Below are 16,452 nucleotides of genomic sequence, written 5' to 3' on the forward strand. Positions count from 1 at the left end.
TCGGAGCAGGGGCCCGCGTCCCGTCCGCCCGCAACAAGTGCGAAGATGGGTTCTCGGCAGGACAGGGCCCCCACCACAGGGCCGAATATCGCAAGCGGCCGAACACCAGCCGACCGGCCGGTCACACCCCAGCGACGGGGCCCGGCGTACGGCGCACATGCATGGAGGACGTGACGTGGCGAACGACGCCAGCACTGTTTTCGACCTAGTGATCCTCGGCGGTGGTAGTGGCGGTTACGCCGCGGCCCTGCGCGGAGCTCAGCTGGGCCTGGACGTCGCCCTGATCGAGAAGGGCAAGGTCGGCGGCACCTGCCTGCACAACGGCTGCATCCCCACGAAGGCGCTGCTGCACGCCGGCGAGATCGCCGACCAGGCCCGTGAGGCCGAGCAGTTCGGTGTGAAGGCCACCTTCGAGGGCATCGACATGGAGGCCGTCCACAAGTACAAGGACGACGTGATCTCGGGCCTGTACAAGGGTCTGCAGGGTCTCGTCGCCTCGCGCAAGGTGCACTACATCGAGGGTGAGGGCAAGCTCTCGTCGCCCACCTCGGTGGATGTCAACGGTCAGCGCGTCCAGGGCCGCCACGTGCTCCTGGCGACCGGCTCCGTGCCGAAGTCGCTGCCCGGCCTGGAGATCGACGGCAACCGCGTCATCTCTTCGGACCACGCGCTGAAGCTGGACCGCGTACCGAAGTCCGCCATCGTCCTGGGCGGCGGCGTCATCGGCGTCGAGTTCGCCTCGGCGTGGAAGTCCTTCGGCACCGAGGTCACCATCGTCGAGGGTCTGAAGCACCTGGTCCCTGTCGAGGACGAGAACAGCTCCAAGCTTCTTGAGCGCGCGTTCCGCAAGCGCGGCATCAAGTTCAACCTCGGCACCTTCTTCGACAAGGCCGAGTACACGCAGGACGGCGTGAAGGTCTCCCTCGCCGACGGCAAGACCTTCGAGGCGGAGGTGCTGCTGGTCGCGATCGGCCGCGGCCCGGTCTCGCAGGGCCTGGGCTACGAGGAGGCCGGTGTCGCGATGGACCGCGGCTACGTCCTCGTCGACGAGTACATGCAGACCAACGTGCCGACCGTCTCGGCCGTCGGTGACCTGGTCCCGACCCTCCAGCTCGCCCACGTCGGCTTCGCCGAGGGCATCCTGGTGGCGGAGCGGCTCGCCGGTCTCAAGACCGTGCCGGTCGACTACGACGGCGTGCCGAAGGTGACGTACTGCCACCCCGAGGTCGCCTCCGTCGGTATCACCGAGGCCAAGGCCAAGGAGATCTACGGTGCGGACAAGGTCGTCACCCTCAAGTACAACCTCGCGGGCAACGGCAAGAGCAAGATCCTGAAGACCGCGGGCGAGATCAAGCTCGTCCAGGTCAAGGACGGTGCCGTGGTCGGCGTCCACATGGTCGGTGACCGTATGGGCGAGCAGGTCGGCGAAGCCCAGCTGATCTACAACTGGGAGGCGCTGCCGGCCGAGGTCGCGCAGCTCATCCACGCCCACCCGACGCAGAACGAGGCGATGGGCGAGGCCCACCTGGCCCTGGCCGGCAAGCCTCTCCACTCCCACGACTGATCCAGTCCCGGGGACGACCGACCACTTCCGCACTTTCGTAAGGAGCAACTGAAACCATGTCGGTTTCCGTAACCCTTCCGGCGCTCGGCGAGAGCGTCACCGAGGGCACCGTCACCCGCTGGCTGAAGGCCGAGGGCGAGCACGTCGAGGCCGACGAGCCGCTGCTCGAGGTCTCGACCGACAAGGTCGACACCGAGATCCCCGCGCCCGCCTCCGGCGTGCTGTCGTCCATCAAGGTCGCCGAGGACGAGACCGTCGAGGTCGGTGCCGAGCTGGCCGTCATCGACGACGGCTCCGGCGCCCCCGCGGCCGAGGCCGCGCCGGCCGCTGAGCCGGAGGCCGCCCCGGCTCCGGCCGAGGAGACTCCGGCGCCCGCCGCCGAGGCCCCTGCCGCCGAGGCTCCCGCCGCCGCTCCGGCCGGTGGTGCCTCCGGCACCGACGTCACCCTTCCGGCGCTCGGCGAGAGCGTCACCGAGGGCACCGTCACCCGCTGGCTGAAGGAGGTCGGCGAGGAGGTCGCGGAGGACGAGCCCCTGCTCGAGGTCTCCACGGACAAGGTCGACACCGAGATCCCCGCCCCGGTCGCCGGCGTGCTGCTGGAGATCGTCGTCGGCGAGGACGAGACCGCCGAGGTCGGCGCCAAGCTCGCCGTCATCGGTGCTCCGGGTGCCGCACCGGCCGCCGCTCCGGCGGAGGCCGCCCCGGCCCCCGCCGCCGCTCCGGCTCCGGCTGCACCCGCCGCACCGGAACCGGCCGCGCAGGCTCCGGCAGCTCCCGCCGCACCGGCTCCCGCCGCTCCGGCACCGGCCGCTCCGGCACCGGCACCTGCCGCGCCCGCCGCACCGGCTCCCGCTCCGGCCGCGCAGGCTCCGGCTCCGGCCGCTCCGTCGGCGCCCGCCGCCGACGACGGCGCGTACGTCACGCCGCTGGTCCGCAAGCTCGCCGCCGAGAACGGCGTCGACCTGGGCGCGGTCAAGGGCACCGGCGTCGGTGGCCGTATCCGCAAGCAGGACGTGGTGGCCGCCGCGGAGGCCGCCAAGGCCGCCGCAGCCGCGCCGGCTCCGGCCGCCGCCGCTCCCGCGGCCAAGGCCGCGCCGAAGCTCGAGGCGTCCCCGCTGCGCGGTCAGACGGTCAAGATGACCCGCATGCGCAAGGTCATCGGCGACAACATGATGAAGGCCCTGCACTCGCAGGCCCAGCTGACCACGGTCCTCGAGGTCGACATCACGAAGCTGATGAAGCTGCGCAACCAGGCGAAGGAGTCCTTCGCCGCCCGTGAGGGCGTCAAGCTGTCCCCGATGCCGTTCTTCGTGAAGGCGGCGGCCCAGGCGCTGAAGGCCCACCCGGTCGTCAACGCCCGGATCAACGAGGACGAGGGCACCATCACGTACTTCGACTCGGAGAACATCGGCATCGCCGTGGACGCCGAGAAGGGTCTGATGACTCCGGTCATCAAGGGTGCGGGTGACCTGAACATCGCGGGTATCGCGAAGAAGACCGCCGAGCTGGCCGGCAAGGCCCGCGGTGGCGGCCTCACCCCGGACGACATGTCCGGCGCGACCTTCACCGTCAGCAACACCGGTTCGCGCGGTGCGCTGTTCGACACGGTCATCGTGCCGCCGAACCAGGCGGCCATCCTGGGCATCGGCGCCACCGTCAAGCGTCCGGCGGTCATCGAGACCGCCGAGGGCACCGTCATCGGCGTCCGCGACATGACGTACCTCTCGCTCTCCTACGACCACCGTCTGGTGGACGGCGCGGACGCCGCCCGCTACCTGACCACGGTCAAGGCGATCCTCGAGGCCGGCGAGTTCGAGGTCGAGCTCGGCCTCTGAGCCGTGCAGCTGTAACCAGCCTCACCAGTGGCGCCCCCGTCCGGAACACCTCCGGGCGGGGGCGCCGCCGTATTGTCTAGACACCACCGGTCGCCCTCGGACGCCGTGTTGGTGGAGAGCAGTACCGGTTCGCCCGAAGGAGCCCGTCATGACCCCGCCCGTCGTCCACTCGCTGCGCGAGCAGATCCGCGAGCACATCGTGGACGGGATAGTCAGCGGGCGCTGGAAGCCGGGTGAGCGGATCGTGGAGCGTCGCATCGCGACCGAGCTGGAGGTCAGCCAGACACCCGTGCGCGAGGCGCTGCGCGAGCTGGAGACCCTGCGGCTGATCGAGTCGGCGCCCAACAAGGGCGTGCGGGTCCGGAACCTGACCGCCGCCGATCTGGAGGAGAGCTACCCCGTGCGGGCCGGGCTGGAGCAGATGGCGGCGGAGCTGGCGGCCCCCGCGCTCGCCGAGGACTGCTCCGCGCTGACGCCGCACGTGGCGGCGCTGTACGAGGCGGACCGGCTGGCCGACGGCGAGGCGCAGGTACGGCACACGGTCGCCTTCCACCGGGAGCTGGTGCGCGCCGCCGGGAACGCCGTGCTGCTGCACACCTGGGAGGGGCTGGGCATCGAGGTGTTCACGGCCCTGTCGATCCGCTGGCTGGGCACGGTGCAGAAGTCGTACGCGGAGGAGCACGAGGCACTCATCGAGGCGTTCCTGCGTCGGGACCCGCGGATCGCCGTGCTGGTGAAGGAACACGTCCTCGGGTGCGCGCCGCGCGCCTGAGGCGTGTCCGCCCCGTCCGGCCCGGGACTCCTGTCCGTACGGCCACGCCCATCTGCGGCGCGGTCCGCTCCGCCGTGCAGGTCAGTGCCCGTTTCACCCCCTTGATCCCGTCACTCCGTGCCCTGTTTCGCGGCACCGCATGCCACTTTTCTTCATATCAAGAAGTTTTGCCCTTCACCCTTTGATCGATCATCGATCGGCGACTTACAGTTCAGTCGCGGGCCCACCGGCCCGATCGCCCTGTCCTGCCAGTCAGGGCCTTCTCCACCCCCTCCCACTCCGGAAGGCGGCGATCATGACCGACCCCGTAGCAAAGCTTCCGAGCGAGCTCGACCAGCTCCCGGACCGCGACCCCGAGGAGACCGCCGAGTGGGCGGCCTCCCTGGACGCCGTCACCAAGGCCGCGGGCCCGCACCGCGCCGCGTACCTGATGCGGCGTTCGCTCCAGCACGCTGAGGGCGCCGGCATCGCGCTGCCCAAGCTGCTGGAGAGCGATTACGTCAACACCATCCCCACCTCCGCCGAGCCCGCGTTCGACGGCGACCTGGAGATGGAATCGAAGATCACCGCGTGGAACCGCTGGAACGCGGCCGCGATGGTCACCCGTGGCGCCCGGTACGGCGTCGGCGGTCACATCGCCACGTTCGCCTCGGCGGCATGGCTGTACGAGACCGGCTTCAACCACTTCTTCCGCGGCAAGGAAGGTGACGGCTCCGGCGACCAGCTCTACATCCAGGGCCACGCCTCGCCCGGCATCTACGCCCGCGCCTTCCTCGACGGCCGCCTCGGCGAGCAGCAGCTCGACAACTTCCGCCAGGAGTCGGGCGGCGACGGCCTGCCGTCCTACCCGCACCCGCGGCGGCTGCCCTGGCTGTGGGAGTTCCCCACGGTGTCGATGGGCCTCGGCCCGCTCTCTGCGATCTACCAGGCGCGCTTCAACCGCTATCTGACCAACCGCAAGATCAAGGACACGTCGAACTCGCACGTCTGGGCCTTCCTGGGCGACGGCGAGATGGACGAGCCCGAGTCGACCGCGGCCCTCGCCCTCGCGGCCCGTGAGCAGCTCGACAACCTGACCTTCGTCATCAACTGCAACCTGCAGCGCCTCGACGGCCCGGTCCGCGCCAACTTCCGCGTGGTCCAGGAGCTGGAGGGCGCGTTCCGCGGGGCCGGCTGGAACGTCATCAAGACGCTCTGGGGCAACGCCTGGGACGAGCTGTTCCAGCTGGACACCACCGGCGCGCTGATCCGGCGCCTGCGCGAAGTCCCGGACGCGCAGTTCCAGACGTACGCGACCCGCGACGTGGCCTACATCCGCGAGCACTTCTTCGGCGCCGAGCCGGCGCTCGCCGAGCTGGCGAAACTGCTGAGCGACGCCAAGATCGCCGAGTGTTTCTACAGCTCCCGCGGCGGCCACGAGGCCCGCAAGGTGTACGCGGCCTACCGCGCGGCCGTCGAGCACAAGGGTGCGCCGACCGTGATCCTGGCCCAGACGGTCAAGGGCTACACGCTCGGCAAGGGCTTCGAGTCCAAGAACGCCAACCACCAGATGAAGAAGCTGTCGACCGACGAGTTCAAGGGCATGCGCGAGCTGCTCGGCCTCCCGATCCCGGACAGCGCCTTCCAGGACGGGCTGGTCCCCTACGGCCACCCCGGCGCCGACTCCCCGGAGGTCCGCTACCTCCAGGAGCGCCGTGCCGCCCTCGGTGGCCCCGCCCCCGCCCGCCGGGTGCACGCGGTGGCTCTTCCGCAGCCCGAGGAGCGCGCGTTCAAGGCCCTGTACAAGGGTTCCGGCAAGCAGGAGATGGCCACCACCATGGCGTTCGTCCGCCTGGTGAAGGACCTGATGCGGGACAAGGAGACCGGCAGGCGCTGGGTTCCGATCGTCCCGGACGAGGCCCGTACCTTCGGTATGGAGTCGCTGTTCCCCTCGGCCGGCATCTACTCGCCGCTCGGCCAGACGTACGAGCCGGTCGACCGCGACCAGCTGATGTACTACAAGGAGGCCAAGGACGGCCAGATCCTCAACGAGGGGATCACCGAGGCCGGTGCCATGGCCGACTTCATCGCCGCCGCCTCGTCGTACGCGACGCACGGCGAGACGATGATCCCGTTCTACATCTTCTACTCGATGTTCGGCTGGCAGCGGACCGGCGACCAGATGTGGCAGCTCGCCGACCAGCTCGGCAAGGGCTTCATCGTCGGCGCCACGGCCGGCCGTACGACCCTGACGGGTGAGGGCCTCCAGCACGCGGACGGCCACTCGCACCTGATCGCGTCCACGAACCCGGCGTCGCTCAACTACGACCCGGCGTTCGCGTACGAGATCGCGGTGATCGTCAAGGACGGTCTGCGCCGGATGTACGGCCCGGACGCCGAGGACGTCTTCTACTACCTGACGGTCTACAACGAGCCGAAGCGGCAGCCCGCGATGCCCGAGGGCGTCGAGGACGGCATCGTCAAGGGCCTGTACCGCTTCAAGGAGGGCACGCCCGCCACGGCGGACGCGCCCCGGATCCAGCTGCTGGGCTCCGGCACGGCGATCCACTGGGTCCTTCAGGCCCAGGAACTGCTCGCCGCCGACTGGGGCGTCACGGCCGACGTCTGGTCCGCCACCTCGTGGGGCGAGCTGCGCCGTGACGCGCTGGAGTCCGACGAGGCGCTGCTCCGCGGCGAGGAGCGCGTGCCGTACGTGGCCCAGGCGCTGTCGGGTGCCCCGGGCCCGGTCCTCGCGGTCAGCGACTGGATGCGCGCGGTCCCGGACTCGATCAGCCAGTGGGTGGAGCAGGACTGGTCCTCGCTCGGCACGGACGGTTTCGGCCTCTCCGACACCCGCGAGGGCGCGCGTCGGCACTTCGGTGTCGACCCGCAGTCCGTCACGGTCGCCGCGCTGGCCCAGCTGGCCCGCCGTGGCGAGATCCCGGCGTCCAAGGTCAAGGAGGCCCGGGAGAAGTACGGCATGTGAGTCCGGGCGGGGCGGGTACCGGTGGTCCGGTACCCGCCCCGCTGTCGCCGTTCCGCCCGGCCCACAATGGGTTCCATGCGTGCTGCCCGGCTGATCAAGATGGTGCTGCTCCTGCAGTCCCGGCCCTCGATGACCGCCGCCCAACTGGCCGGAGAGCTGGAGGTGTCGGAGCGCACCGTGACCCGGGACGCCCAGGCACTCTCCGAGGCGGGGGTGCCGGTGTATGCCGACCGGGGCCGGGCCGGCGGCTACCGGCTCGTGGGCGGCTACCGGACGCGGCTCACCGGGCTGGCCCGTCACGAGGCCGAGGCCCTCTTCCTCTCCGGACTGCCCTCCGCCCTGAGGGAGATGGGGCTCGACGACGCCGCTTCGGCGGCCCGGCTGAAGGTCTCGGCCGCCCTGCTCCCCTCGCTCCGGGACGCCTCGCGCACCGCCGCCCAGCGCTTCCATCTGGACGCCCCGGGCTGGTTCCACGATCCGGCCACCCCCGAACTGCTGCCCGCGGTCGCGGAGGCCGTCTGGGACGACCGGCTGGTCCGGGCCCGCTACCGCCGCCGCCCGGCCGGTGAGGTGGAGCGTGAGCTGGCCCCGTACGGACTCGTCCTGAAGGCCGGGGTCTGGTACCTCTGTGCGCGGGCGGGGGACGACTTCCGGGTGTACCGGATCGACCGCTTCACGGCCGTTGCCGCGTCGGAGACCCGTTTCGAGCGGGACGAGGACTTCGACCTGCCCCGCTTCTGGTCGGAACGGGCCGCGCAGTTCGCCCGGTCGATCCTGCGCACCGAGGTGACCGTACGCCTGTCGGAGGAGGGGGTACGGCGGCTGCCGCACGCCGTGGACCGCGCCGCCGCCGACGAGGCGCTGACCTCGGCGGCGGCACCGGACTCCGACGGCCGGCGGACCGTCGTCCTGCCGGTCGAGTCCGCGGAGGTGGCGTACGAACAGCTGCTGACCCTGGGGTCCGAGGCGGAGGTCCTTGCCCCCGCCGCGCTGCGCGAACGCTTTGCCGATACCGCCGAACGACTGCGCGACCTCTATCGCTGAAGTGGCCCGGAAGTGATGCCGAAGGCTACATTTCGGTGTCTGAGCGTGCGTCGCGTGCCGCCGGGGCAGATGCTGGACCCGTGATGGACGAGACGGAGTTCTGGGAGATCATCGACAGCACCCGCGAGGCCGCCGAGGGCGACCCCGAGGAGCATGCCGATCTGCTTGTCGAACGGCTTACGCAGCTCGATCCCGACTCCGTGCTGGACTTCGCCAGGCACTTCGAGGCCCGGTACAACCGCGCGTACAGCTGGGACCTGTGGGGTGCGGCGGCCGTGCTGCTGGGCGGGGCGAGCGACGACGCGTTCGACTACTTCCGCTGCTGGCTGATCGCCCAGGGCCGGGAGGTGTTCGAGGGCGCGATGCACGACCCGGACAGCCTGGCCGGGCTGCTGGACGACTTCGACGAGGGCCTCGACGGGGACGGCGAGGACCTCGGCTATGCCGCGGACGAGGCCTACGAGCAGCTCACCGGGGTGGTCACGCCCGACCTGGGGCTGCCACCTCAGGCGGCGGAACCGGCGGGTACCCCCTTCGGCTTCGACGACGACGCGGCGCTCGCGGAGCGCTATCCGGCACTCTGGGATCGCTTCGGTCCTGTCTGAGGTCCGTGCCGGGAAGCGGTCCGGGTTCCCGGCACGCCTCCGACTCCCGCCTGCGCACCTCGTCCCGCGTGATCGAAGGCCCATGGGGCAGGATGGACGTCATGCTGCGCTCCCGAATCGCCGTCACCGGATCGACCGGACTCATCGGAGCGGCGCTCGTGCGCTCGCTGCGTGCCGACGGGCACGAGGTGCTGCGCCTGGTGCGCCGCCCGGCTGCCACCGGTGACGAGGTGGAGTGGGACCCGAAGCGCCAGTACGTCGATGTGGCGGGGCTGGTCGGCTGCGACGCGGTCGTTCACCTCGCGGGCGCCGGGGTCGGGGACCACCGGTGGACCGACGCGTACAAGCGGGAGATCCGTGACAGCCGGGTGCTGGGCACCGCGGCGGTCGCCGAGGCAGTGGCCTCGTTGGACACCCCGCCGAAGGTGCTGCTGTCCGGGTCCGCCATCGGTTTCTACGGCGACACCGGTGACCGCTCCGTCGACGAGAGCGCGCCGCCCGGCGAGGGTTTCCTGCCGTCCGTGTGCGTGGAGTGGGAAGAGGCCACGGCCCCCGCCGAGGAAGCGGGCGTACGCACGGTCCACGCGCGTACCGGGCTGGTCGTGTCCCGGCAGGGTGGGGCCTGGGGACGGCTCTTCCCGCTGTTCAAGGCGGGGCTCGGCGGGAGGATGGGGGACGGCCGGCAGTACTGGAGCTTCATCGCGCTGCACGACCACATCGCGGCGCTGCGGCACATCCTGGACACGGAGACGCTGTCCGGTCCGGTGAATCTGACGGGCCCCTCCCCCGTCACCAACGGTCAGGTGACGGCCGCCATGGGACGGGTGCTGCGGCGTCCGACCCTGGTCACCGCACCCGCGCCGGCGCTGAGGATCGCGCTGGGCGAGTTCGCCGGGGACGTCCTCGGGAGCCAGCGGGTGCTGCCCGGCCAACTTCTCGACTCGGGCTTCGCGTTCGCCTTCCCCGGCATCGACGAAGCCATCCGCGCCGCACTGCGCTGACCACCGGCCCGCCTGCCCAGGACCCCACGCCGGGCCGCCGTGCGACCCCGTGCACCGGTGCCCGGGGTGCGCGCGACTGCGCCTGTCTCGGCCATCCGCCTAGCCTCGACCCGAACTCGGGCATTCCGGGGGCATGTTGGGGGCAATAGCCCCCCAGCAGTCGCACCGACTCGGGGAGGGGCACGTGCTCAGGGCACACACAGCAGACCACGCGGATGTGGTCATCATCGGGGCCGGTACCGCCGGCCTGACAGCGGCCCACCAGCTGATCAGCGCGGGAGTGGACGTCAGCGTTCTCGAGGCCGCCCCGCATGTGGGCGGCCGGATGGCCACCCATGACGTGGACGGGTTCCGGCTCGACCAGCTGGGTCCGTTGCTCAGTTCCGCGCACCCGGAGCTGAGTACCACCCCGGCGCTGGACGGGCTGGTACTGCGGGACTTCGCCCCCGGGGTGCTGGTGCACAGCGGGGGCCGGCAGTACCGGGCCGGAGACGTACGGAACGCGCGGGGCGCACTCCGCGCCGCACGCTCCCGATCGAGCGCTCCCCGCGCGCCCCTCGGCGGGGCGATCGAGCAGGCCAGGCTCGGTGCCTGGCTGGCCCGTCTGGCCACCGCTCCGGAGTCCCGGATCCTGGCCCGGCCCGACAGGGCCGCGCTCGACGGACTGCGTGCGCGCGGCCTCCCGCCCCGTCTCGTCGGAGGATTCCTGCACCCGCTGCTCTCGGCGCTGCTCGGCGACCCCGGGCTCTCCACGTCGAGCCGTACGGCCGACCTGGCCCTCCGGGACTACGCCCGCGGCAGGCTCTGCGTTCCCTCGGGCGGCTCCGCGGCGCTGCCCGAGCTGCTGGCGGCCACCCTGCCACCCGGGACCGTACGCACCGGGGTGCATGTGACGGCCGCCGACATCACCTCCGTACGCACCAAGGAGCACGGCGAGCTCGGCTGCAGGTCGCTCCTGCTGGCCACCGGCGCGGGAGCGGCCGCCGAACTGCTGCCGGGCCTGCGCGTGCCCGCGTTCCACCCGGTCACCGTGCTGCACCACACCACCGGGGAGGCACCGCCGACCGGGGGCAGTCTGCTGCTGGACGCCGATCGCTCGGGGCCCGTCGCACACACCGCCGTGATGAGCGAGGTCGACCCCTCACGGGCTCCGCACGGCCGGGCCCTGATCACCTCCACGGTGCTCGGCACCCCGCCGCAGGACCTGGACGGCGAGGTCCGCGCGCACCTGGCCAGGCTCTACGGCACGCCCACCGGCGACTGGGAGCTGCTGGCCGCCCATCACGATCCGGAGGCGGTCCCCGCCATGCCGCCCCCACATGATCCGCACCGGCCGGTGCGGCTGCTCGCCGGGCTGTACGTGTGCGGCGACCACCGCGACACCAGTACGGTCCAGGGCGCGTTGCGCTCCGGCAGGCGCGCCGCCTCGGCGATCCTCACGGACCTGGGGGTGCGCCCCCCACGGCAGGCGGACGGGACGGATCTTCCCGCCGCCGCGTGAGGTCGTTCCGTCCGGGCCGGGCCGGTCCCGCCCCGGACGGAACGACGCGGACGGGAGGGCCCCGGTCATCCCAGCGCGGCGACCCGGTCGCGGTATCCGCGTACGGCGACGGCGTCCCGGTACGGCTCCAGGCGGCGCTCGAAGTCCCGTACGTACTCGGTGGCGCGCACCGATCGCATCTCCGCCGCCTGCTGGGCCGCCTCGGCGCCCAGCAGGCACGCCTGGTCCAGCTCGCCCAGGCCGAGCCGCGCGGAGGCGAGCACCACCCGGCAGAACAGCCGGCTCCGGGCGAACGCCGGAGCGCGCAGCTGGAGCGACCGCTCGGCGTGCTGGGCGGCGGCGCGGTACTGCTGCAGGTCCCGGTGGCAGTGGCCGAACTCGTCGGCCAGCTGGGCCTCGTCGAAGTAGCGGGCCCAGTGCGGAACGTCGTCTCCGGGCCGGGAGATACCCAGGGCGCGTTCCGCCCTCGCGAGGGCGGCGGCGCAGGCCCTGCTCTCGCCGAGGACGCCGTGCCCACGCGCCTCGACCGAGTGCAGCAGGGCCAGGACGACGGGCGGTGCGGAGGAACCGATGCCCTGCTGGGCGACGCGGGCGAGCTGGACGGCTTCCCTGCCGTGCCCGAGATAGACCGCCTGCCTGCTCATGGTGATCAGGACGAAGGCGCCGTACGCCCGGTCGCCCGCGGCCTGGGCGAGCCGCAGCGCCTGTACGAAGTAGCGCTGGGCGAGGCCGTGCGCCGCGATGTCGTACGACGTCCACCCCGCCAGCCGGGTCAGATCGGCCGCGGCGGAGAACAGCCTGCGGCCGATCGCCTCGCCGTAACTCCCGCGGAGCATGGGCTCTGCCTCGTGCTCCAGATACCGGACGAGGGCCTGCCTGGCGTGGCCGCCGCCGTAGGCGTTGTCCAGGGTGCGGAAGAGCTCGCCCACCGAGCGGAGGGCGGCGACGTCGCCGCTGCCGACCCGCTGCCCCGTGCCGCGCCCTGTCTGCCGCTGGCGGGGGACGCCGAGGGGAGGTGAGGCGGGAGCGGGCGGACGGGAGGAGCCAGGCCCGCGGGTGCCGCCGGCCCGCGCGCCGTGGGCGCCCGCGGAGTGCGCCGTGCCGGACGCTCCGGGCGCCTGCAGGGTGCCCGCCCCTCCGGCGTGGTGGAGCCCCTGCGGGGATCGGGGGCCCAGGGCCTCGGCGGGCGTGCGCGGGGAGGGCAGGCCGGCCGTGCCGGTCACGCCGTCCGGCGCCTCGGCGCGGCCGACCCACTCGTCGGCCCGCCCGATCAGCCAGTCCCTGCTGGGGACGACCAGCCCGGCGGGCGTGAAGGCGATCTTGCGCAGCTCCGCATGGCTGCCGGAGTCCTTCCGCCACAGTCCGCTGACGATGTCGACGGCCTCCGCGGGTGTCGCCGCGAACTCCAGACCGGCGTAGACGGGCGCACACGCGTCCAGGCCCAGGTCCTGCGCGGAGAGGCGGCGTCCGAGCCGTCTGGTGAAGACCTCGGCGATCAGCGCGGGGGTGGTGCCCCGGGGCTGCTGGCCCCGCAGCCAGCGGGTGACCGAGGTCTTGTCGTATCGCAGGTCGAGCCCGTGTTCGAGGCCCAACTGGTCCACCCGGCGGGCCAGGCCCGCATGGGAGAACCCGGCCTCCGCGATGAGGGCAGCGAGCCGCCGGTTCGGGGTGCGCTGCGGAGGTCGGTCAGACATCAGCTGTAAGGTCTCCTGCCTTCGGCACCGGGCGGGCAGCCCTTACGGACTCCCCCACGGTTGGGAGCGGGCGAGCCCGTCATGGAACGGCGCGAATTTAACCGGCCGGGGGGCGGCGCCGACGACCTTCGCTCCACATTCATCCGATCGTGTGAGAATTGTCGGATCACTGACGGAATCCACCCGCGCACAACCTGCCCGGCTTCGCCCTCCGGGGCGGTCGTACAGTGGCCGGGGGCGCACATCAGTGCATGGTGACGTGACTCCGGGGACACCCCCCGGCCCTGCGGCACCGCGAGTAGGGAGGCACCCGAGTGAGTGAGCTGCGGTTCGTCCGTCTGGGATTCGGCGAGGAGGCGGTCGACTACCAAGAGGCATGGCAGAAGCAGCGCGAGGTGCACGCCGCCCGGTTCGAGGACACCGTCCCCGACACGTGCCTGCTCCTCGAGCACCCGCCCGTCTACACGGCGGGGCGGCGCACCACGGACAGCGAACGCCCGCTGGACGGCACCCCCGTCATCGACGTCGACCGCGGCGGGAAGATCACCTGGCACGGCCCGGGACAGCTCGTCGGCTACCCGATCATGAGGCTGCCCCGGCCGGTGGACGTGGTCGCCCATGTCCGCCGCCTCGAGGACGCCCTGATCCTCACGGCGGCCGAGTTCGGCGTGCGGACCAGCCGGGTCGAGGGCCGCAGCGGCGTCTGGGTCCTCGGCGACCCGGTCGTGGACCGCCCCGCGCTCGGAGGTCTCTCGCTGGACTTCGACCCCCGGCTGCACGACGAGGAGTTCGACCCCCGGCTGAACGGCCCCGAGTACGCACCGTCCAACGCCGGCCAGCGCCGCGAGGACCGCAAGCTGGCCGCGATCGGCATCCGGGTCGCCAAGGGCGTGACCATGCACGGCTTCGCACTGAACGTGAACCCGGACAACACCTGGTTCGACAGGATCGTGCCGTGCGGCATCCGGGACGCGGGCGTGACCTCGCTCTCGTACGAAGCGGGCCGCGAGATCACGATCGCGGATGTCCTCCCGGTCGCCGAGAAGCACCTGCGGGACGTCCTCGAGAACGCGGAGCTCGCGCCCCGTCCCGTCGAGGCTCCGACGGCCCCGGAGACCCCGAGGACGGCGGCGCCCGCCTGAGTGCCCCCGCGGCCCGTCGGAATAGGGCCTGTCGGCCACAGGTTGGCCATACGCAAGACCGTTCTAACCACGGGCGTACCCTGGTGTTCGCCGAAGAATCCAATGCAGCGAAAGCAAAGGGGTGCCGGAGTGTCCGGTGTCGCACCCGACGGGCGCAAGATGCTGCGCCTGGAGGTCCGAAACAGCCAGACCCCCATCGAGCGCAAGCCCGAGTGGATCAAAACCCGGGCGAAGATGGGCCCCGAGTACACGAAGATGCAGGCGCTCGTGAAGGGCGAGGGCCTGCACACCGTGTGCCAGGAGGCGGGCTGTCCGAACATCTACGAGTGCTGGGAGGACCGCGAGGCGACGTTCCTCATCGGTGGCGACCAGTGCACCCGGCGCTGCGACTTCTGCCAGATCGACACGGGCAAGCCGCAGGCGCTGGACCGTGACGAGCCCCGCCGCGTGGGCGAGTCCGTCGTGAAGATGGACCTGAACTACGCCACGATCACCGGCGTCGCACGCGACGACCTGGAGGACGGCGGCGCGTGGCTGTACGCGGAGACCGTGCGCCAGATCCACGCCCAGACAGCGGGACGGGAGAGCGGCGCCACGAAGGTGGAGCTGCTCATCCCCGACTTCAACGCGGAGCCCGAGCAGCTCGCCGAGGTCTTCTCCTCGCGCCCCCAGGTCCTCGCGCACAACGTCGAGACGGTCCCGCGGATCTTCAAGCGGATCCGGCCCGGCTTCCGCTACGAGCGCTCCCTCGAGGTCATCACCCGGGCCCGTGAGGCCGGCCTGGTGACGAAGTCCAACCTGATCCTCGGCATGGGCGAGACCCGCGAGGAAGTCAGCGAGGCGCTCCAGGACCTGCACGACGCGGGTTGCGAGCTCATCACGATTACGCAGTACCTGCGGCCCTCCGCGCGGCACCACCCCGTCGAGCGCTGGGTGAAGCCGCACGAGTTCGTGGAGCTGAAGGACGAGGCCGACGCGATCGGTTACTCCGGCGTCATGTCGGGGCCGCTGGTGCGTTCCTCGTACCGCGCGGGACGCCTCTTCCAGCAGGCGATGGAGCGGCGCGGCGCGGTCACCGAGGCCGCGTCCGCGGTGTGAATCGGCGCACAAGAGATTACTGAACAGTAATAGCCGCAGCGACGCGGTCCGTACGTCCTCCGCAGGTCGGGGGCCCGTATGGGCCGCGTCGGCGTGCGCGGCACCGAAATCAGAGTTTCATTGGTGTTTGACCGACCGGTCATGCACTGGTAACACCGAGCAGTGACCCTAGGTACATACGCGGTGGCTCCCGCAGCCCCCGTCGTCATTGCTTCCCGCTACCCAGTGCGCGCCGGACGCGCGCATCCGCTCCGAGGGGGAACACCCAAGATGCACGCCGCACCGGTTCGAGCCAACACCATCCCGACCGTCACCACCGCGCTCCGCGCGGTCGAGTCGCTGTTGATGAGCAGCGGCCAGCGCACCGCCCGCCGCAACGCCTGGACGGCGGTCCTCGAGGACCGCCGCAGGGCTCAGGACCGGGTCGAGGCGGAGCATGTGCTCAAGGCTGTGGCCGACCACCGTTCCTAGGTGACTCCCGGGCCACGTAAACTTCGGTACATGGCGAGGAAGGCAAACACTGACGGCGCGGACAGCGCCGAGAACGCGGGGCGGCTCAAGCAGATCGCCCTGACCTACAAGATGACCAGGCGGTCGGACCCGAAGGTGGGTCTCGTCGTCGCGGGTGTGGGAATCATCACCTTCGGTGTCCTCCTCGCCATCGGTTTCCTGATCGGTCACCCTGTCTACGCGGGAATCCTGGGCTTCGTCCTGGCCTTCCTCGCGATGGCGATCATCTTCGGACGGCGTGCCGAGCGCGCGGCCTTCGGTCAGATGGAGGGGCAGCCCGGCGCCGCCGCGGCGGTGCTGGACCGGGTGGGCCGCGGGTGGACCACCACCCCGGCCGTCGCGATGAACCGCAGCCAGGACGTCGTCCACCGGGCGGTCGGCAAGGCGGGGATCGTCCTGGTGGCCGAGGGCAACCCGAACCGGGTGAAGAGCCTGCTGGCCGCCGAGAAGAGGCGGATGGCCCGCATCGTCATCGACGTGCCGGTGCACGACATCATCGTCGGTGACGGCGAGGGCCAGGTGCCGCTGAAGAAGGTGCGCACCACGATGCTGAAGCTTCCGCGGGTCCTGACCGGCCCGCAGGTGACCGCCGCCAACGACCGGCTGCGGGCGATGGGCGATCTGATGAGCAACATGCCGCTGCCGAAGGGGCCCATGCCGAAGGGCATGCGGATGCCGCGCGGCGGAAAGATGCGCTGACCGCGCAGAGCACGGCGAGGAG

At 71.6% G+C, this 16,452-nt stretch carries 13 protein-coding genes; 12 read left to right on the forward strand and 1 reads right to left on the reverse strand.

Features of this window, described 5'->3' with window-relative positions; genetic code table 11:
- Positions 1-175: 175 nt before the first annotated feature.
- The 8 genes from lpdA to JOC24_RS09570 all read left to right on the forward strand — a co-directional run bounded on the left by lpdA (position 176) and on the right by JOC24_RS09570 (position 11,287).
- On the forward strand, positions 176-1,564 hold the full coding sequence (lpdA, locus tag JOC24_RS09535; protein WP_205019695.1) for a dihydrolipoyl dehydrogenase: 1,389 nt from the start codon (positions 176-178) through the stop codon (positions 1,562-1,564).
- A 56-nt stretch (positions 1,565-1,620) separates the two neighbouring features.
- Positions 1,621-3,399, forward strand: coding sequence for a 2-oxoglutarate dehydrogenase, E2 component, dihydrolipoamide succinyltransferase (gene sucB, locus JOC24_RS09540; protein WP_205019696.1), 1,779 nt, complete (start codon positions 1,621-1,623; stop codon positions 3,397-3,399).
- A 148-nt stretch (positions 3,400-3,547) separates the two neighbouring features.
- The gene (locus JOC24_RS09545) at positions 3,548-4,171 is read left to right on the forward strand and encodes a GntR family transcriptional regulator (protein WP_205019697.1); all 624 of its coding nucleotides are present in this window, start codon (positions 3,548-3,550) and stop codon (positions 4,169-4,171) included.
- A 295-nt stretch (positions 4,172-4,466) separates the two neighbouring features.
- Positions 4,467-7,136, forward strand: a complete 2,670-nt coding sequence (gene aceE / locus JOC24_RS09550) for a pyruvate dehydrogenase (acetyl-transferring), homodimeric type (RefSeq protein ID WP_205019698.1) — start codon at positions 4,467-4,469, stop codon at positions 7,134-7,136.
- A 75-nt stretch (positions 7,137-7,211) separates the two neighbouring features.
- Positions 7,212-8,180, forward strand: coding sequence for a helix-turn-helix transcriptional regulator (locus tag JOC24_RS09555; protein ID WP_205019699.1), 969 nt, complete (start codon positions 7,212-7,214; stop codon positions 8,178-8,180).
- 83 nt (positions 8,181-8,263) lie between these two features.
- Positions 8,264-8,785 (forward strand): DUF4240 domain-containing protein, encoded by a 522-nt coding sequence (locus JOC24_RS09560; protein WP_205020015.1) that lies wholly within the window; start codon positions 8,264-8,266, stop codon positions 8,783-8,785.
- 101 nt (positions 8,786-8,886) lie between these two features.
- Positions 8,887-9,786, forward strand: coding sequence for a TIGR01777 family oxidoreductase (locus JOC24_RS09565; RefSeq protein WP_205019700.1), 900 nt, complete (start codon positions 8,887-8,889; stop codon positions 9,784-9,786).
- Between the two features lie 184 nt (positions 9,787-9,970).
- A complete protein-coding gene (locus JOC24_RS09570) occupies positions 9,971-11,287 on the forward strand; it encodes an NAD(P)/FAD-dependent oxidoreductase (RefSeq protein WP_307792657.1) in 1,317 nt (438 codons plus the stop codon).
- Positions 11,288-11,352: 65 nt separating this feature from the next.
- Here the strand turns inward: JOC24_RS09570 and JOC24_RS09575 are convergent, their stop codons facing one another.
- A complete protein-coding gene (locus JOC24_RS09575) occupies positions 11,353-12,981 on the reverse strand; it encodes a regulator (RefSeq protein ID WP_205019702.1) in 1,629 nt (542 codons plus the stop codon).
- Positions 12,982-13,295: 314 nt separating this feature from the next.
- Here JOC24_RS09575 and lipB point away from each other — a divergent pair, with 314 nt between their 5' ends.
- The 4 genes from lipB to JOC24_RS09595 all read left to right on the forward strand — a co-directional run bounded on the left by lipB (position 13,296) and on the right by JOC24_RS09595 (position 16,430).
- A complete protein-coding gene (lipB, locus tag JOC24_RS09580; protein ID WP_205019703.1) occupies positions 13,296-14,123 on the forward strand; it encodes a lipoyl(octanoyl) transferase LipB in 828 nt (275 codons plus the stop codon).
- A 129-nt stretch (positions 14,124-14,252) separates the two neighbouring features.
- Positions 14,253-15,221, forward strand: a complete 969-nt coding sequence (gene lipA / locus JOC24_RS09585; protein WP_205019704.1) for a lipoyl synthase — start codon at positions 14,253-14,255, stop codon at positions 15,219-15,221.
- Positions 15,222-15,491: 270 nt separating this feature from the next.
- On the forward strand, positions 15,492-15,692 hold the full coding sequence (locus tag JOC24_RS09590; RefSeq protein WP_109879887.1) for an SCO2195 family GlnR-regulated protein: 201 nt from the start codon (positions 15,492-15,494) through the stop codon (positions 15,690-15,692).
- A gap of 30 nt (positions 15,693-15,722) precedes the next feature.
- The gene (locus JOC24_RS09595) at positions 15,723-16,430 is read left to right on the forward strand and encodes a DUF4191 domain-containing protein (RefSeq protein WP_205019705.1); all 708 of its coding nucleotides are present in this window, start codon (positions 15,723-15,725) and stop codon (positions 16,428-16,430) included.
- Positions 16,431-16,452: the final 22 nt, after the last annotated feature.

It is taken from the genome of Streptomyces sp. HB132 (assembly GCF_016909575.1).
Lineage (GTDB): Bacteria > Actinomycetota > Actinomycetes > Streptomycetales > Streptomycetaceae > Streptomyces.

Bases quoted from the DNA above. Each gene is read 5' to 3' on its own strand.
- JOC24_RS09560 (WP_205020015.1), top strand. From the start codon at position 8,264: ATGGACGAGACGGAGTTCTGGGAGATCATCGACAGCACCCGCGAGGCC.
- JOC24_RS09555 (WP_205019699.1), top strand. From the start codon at position 7,212: ATGCGTGCTGCCCGGCTGATCAAGATGGTGCTGCTCCTGCAGTCCCGG.
- JOC24_RS09575 (WP_205019702.1), bottom strand. From the start codon at position 12,981: ATGTCTGACCGACCTCCGCAGCGCACCCCGAACCGGCGGCTCGCTGCC.
- JOC24_RS09590 (WP_109879887.1), top strand. From the start codon at position 15,492: ATGCACGCCGCACCGGTTCGAGCCAACACCATCCCGACCGTCACCACC.
- sucB (WP_205019696.1), top strand. From the start codon at position 1,621: ATGTCGGTTTCCGTAACCCTTCCGGCGCTCGGCGAGAGCGTCACCGAG.
- aceE (WP_205019698.1), top strand. From the start codon at position 4,467: ATGACCGACCCCGTAGCAAAGCTTCCGAGCGAGCTCGACCAGCTCCCG.
- JOC24_RS09545 (WP_205019697.1), top strand. From the start codon at position 3,548: ATGACCCCGCCCGTCGTCCACTCGCTGCGCGAGCAGATCCGCGAGCAC.
- JOC24_RS09565 (WP_205019700.1), top strand. From the start codon at position 8,887: ATGCTGCGCTCCCGAATCGCCGTCACCGGATCGACCGGACTCATCGGA.
- JOC24_RS09595 (WP_205019705.1), top strand. From the start codon at position 15,723: ATGGCGAGGAAGGCAAACACTGACGGCGCGGACAGCGCCGAGAACGCG.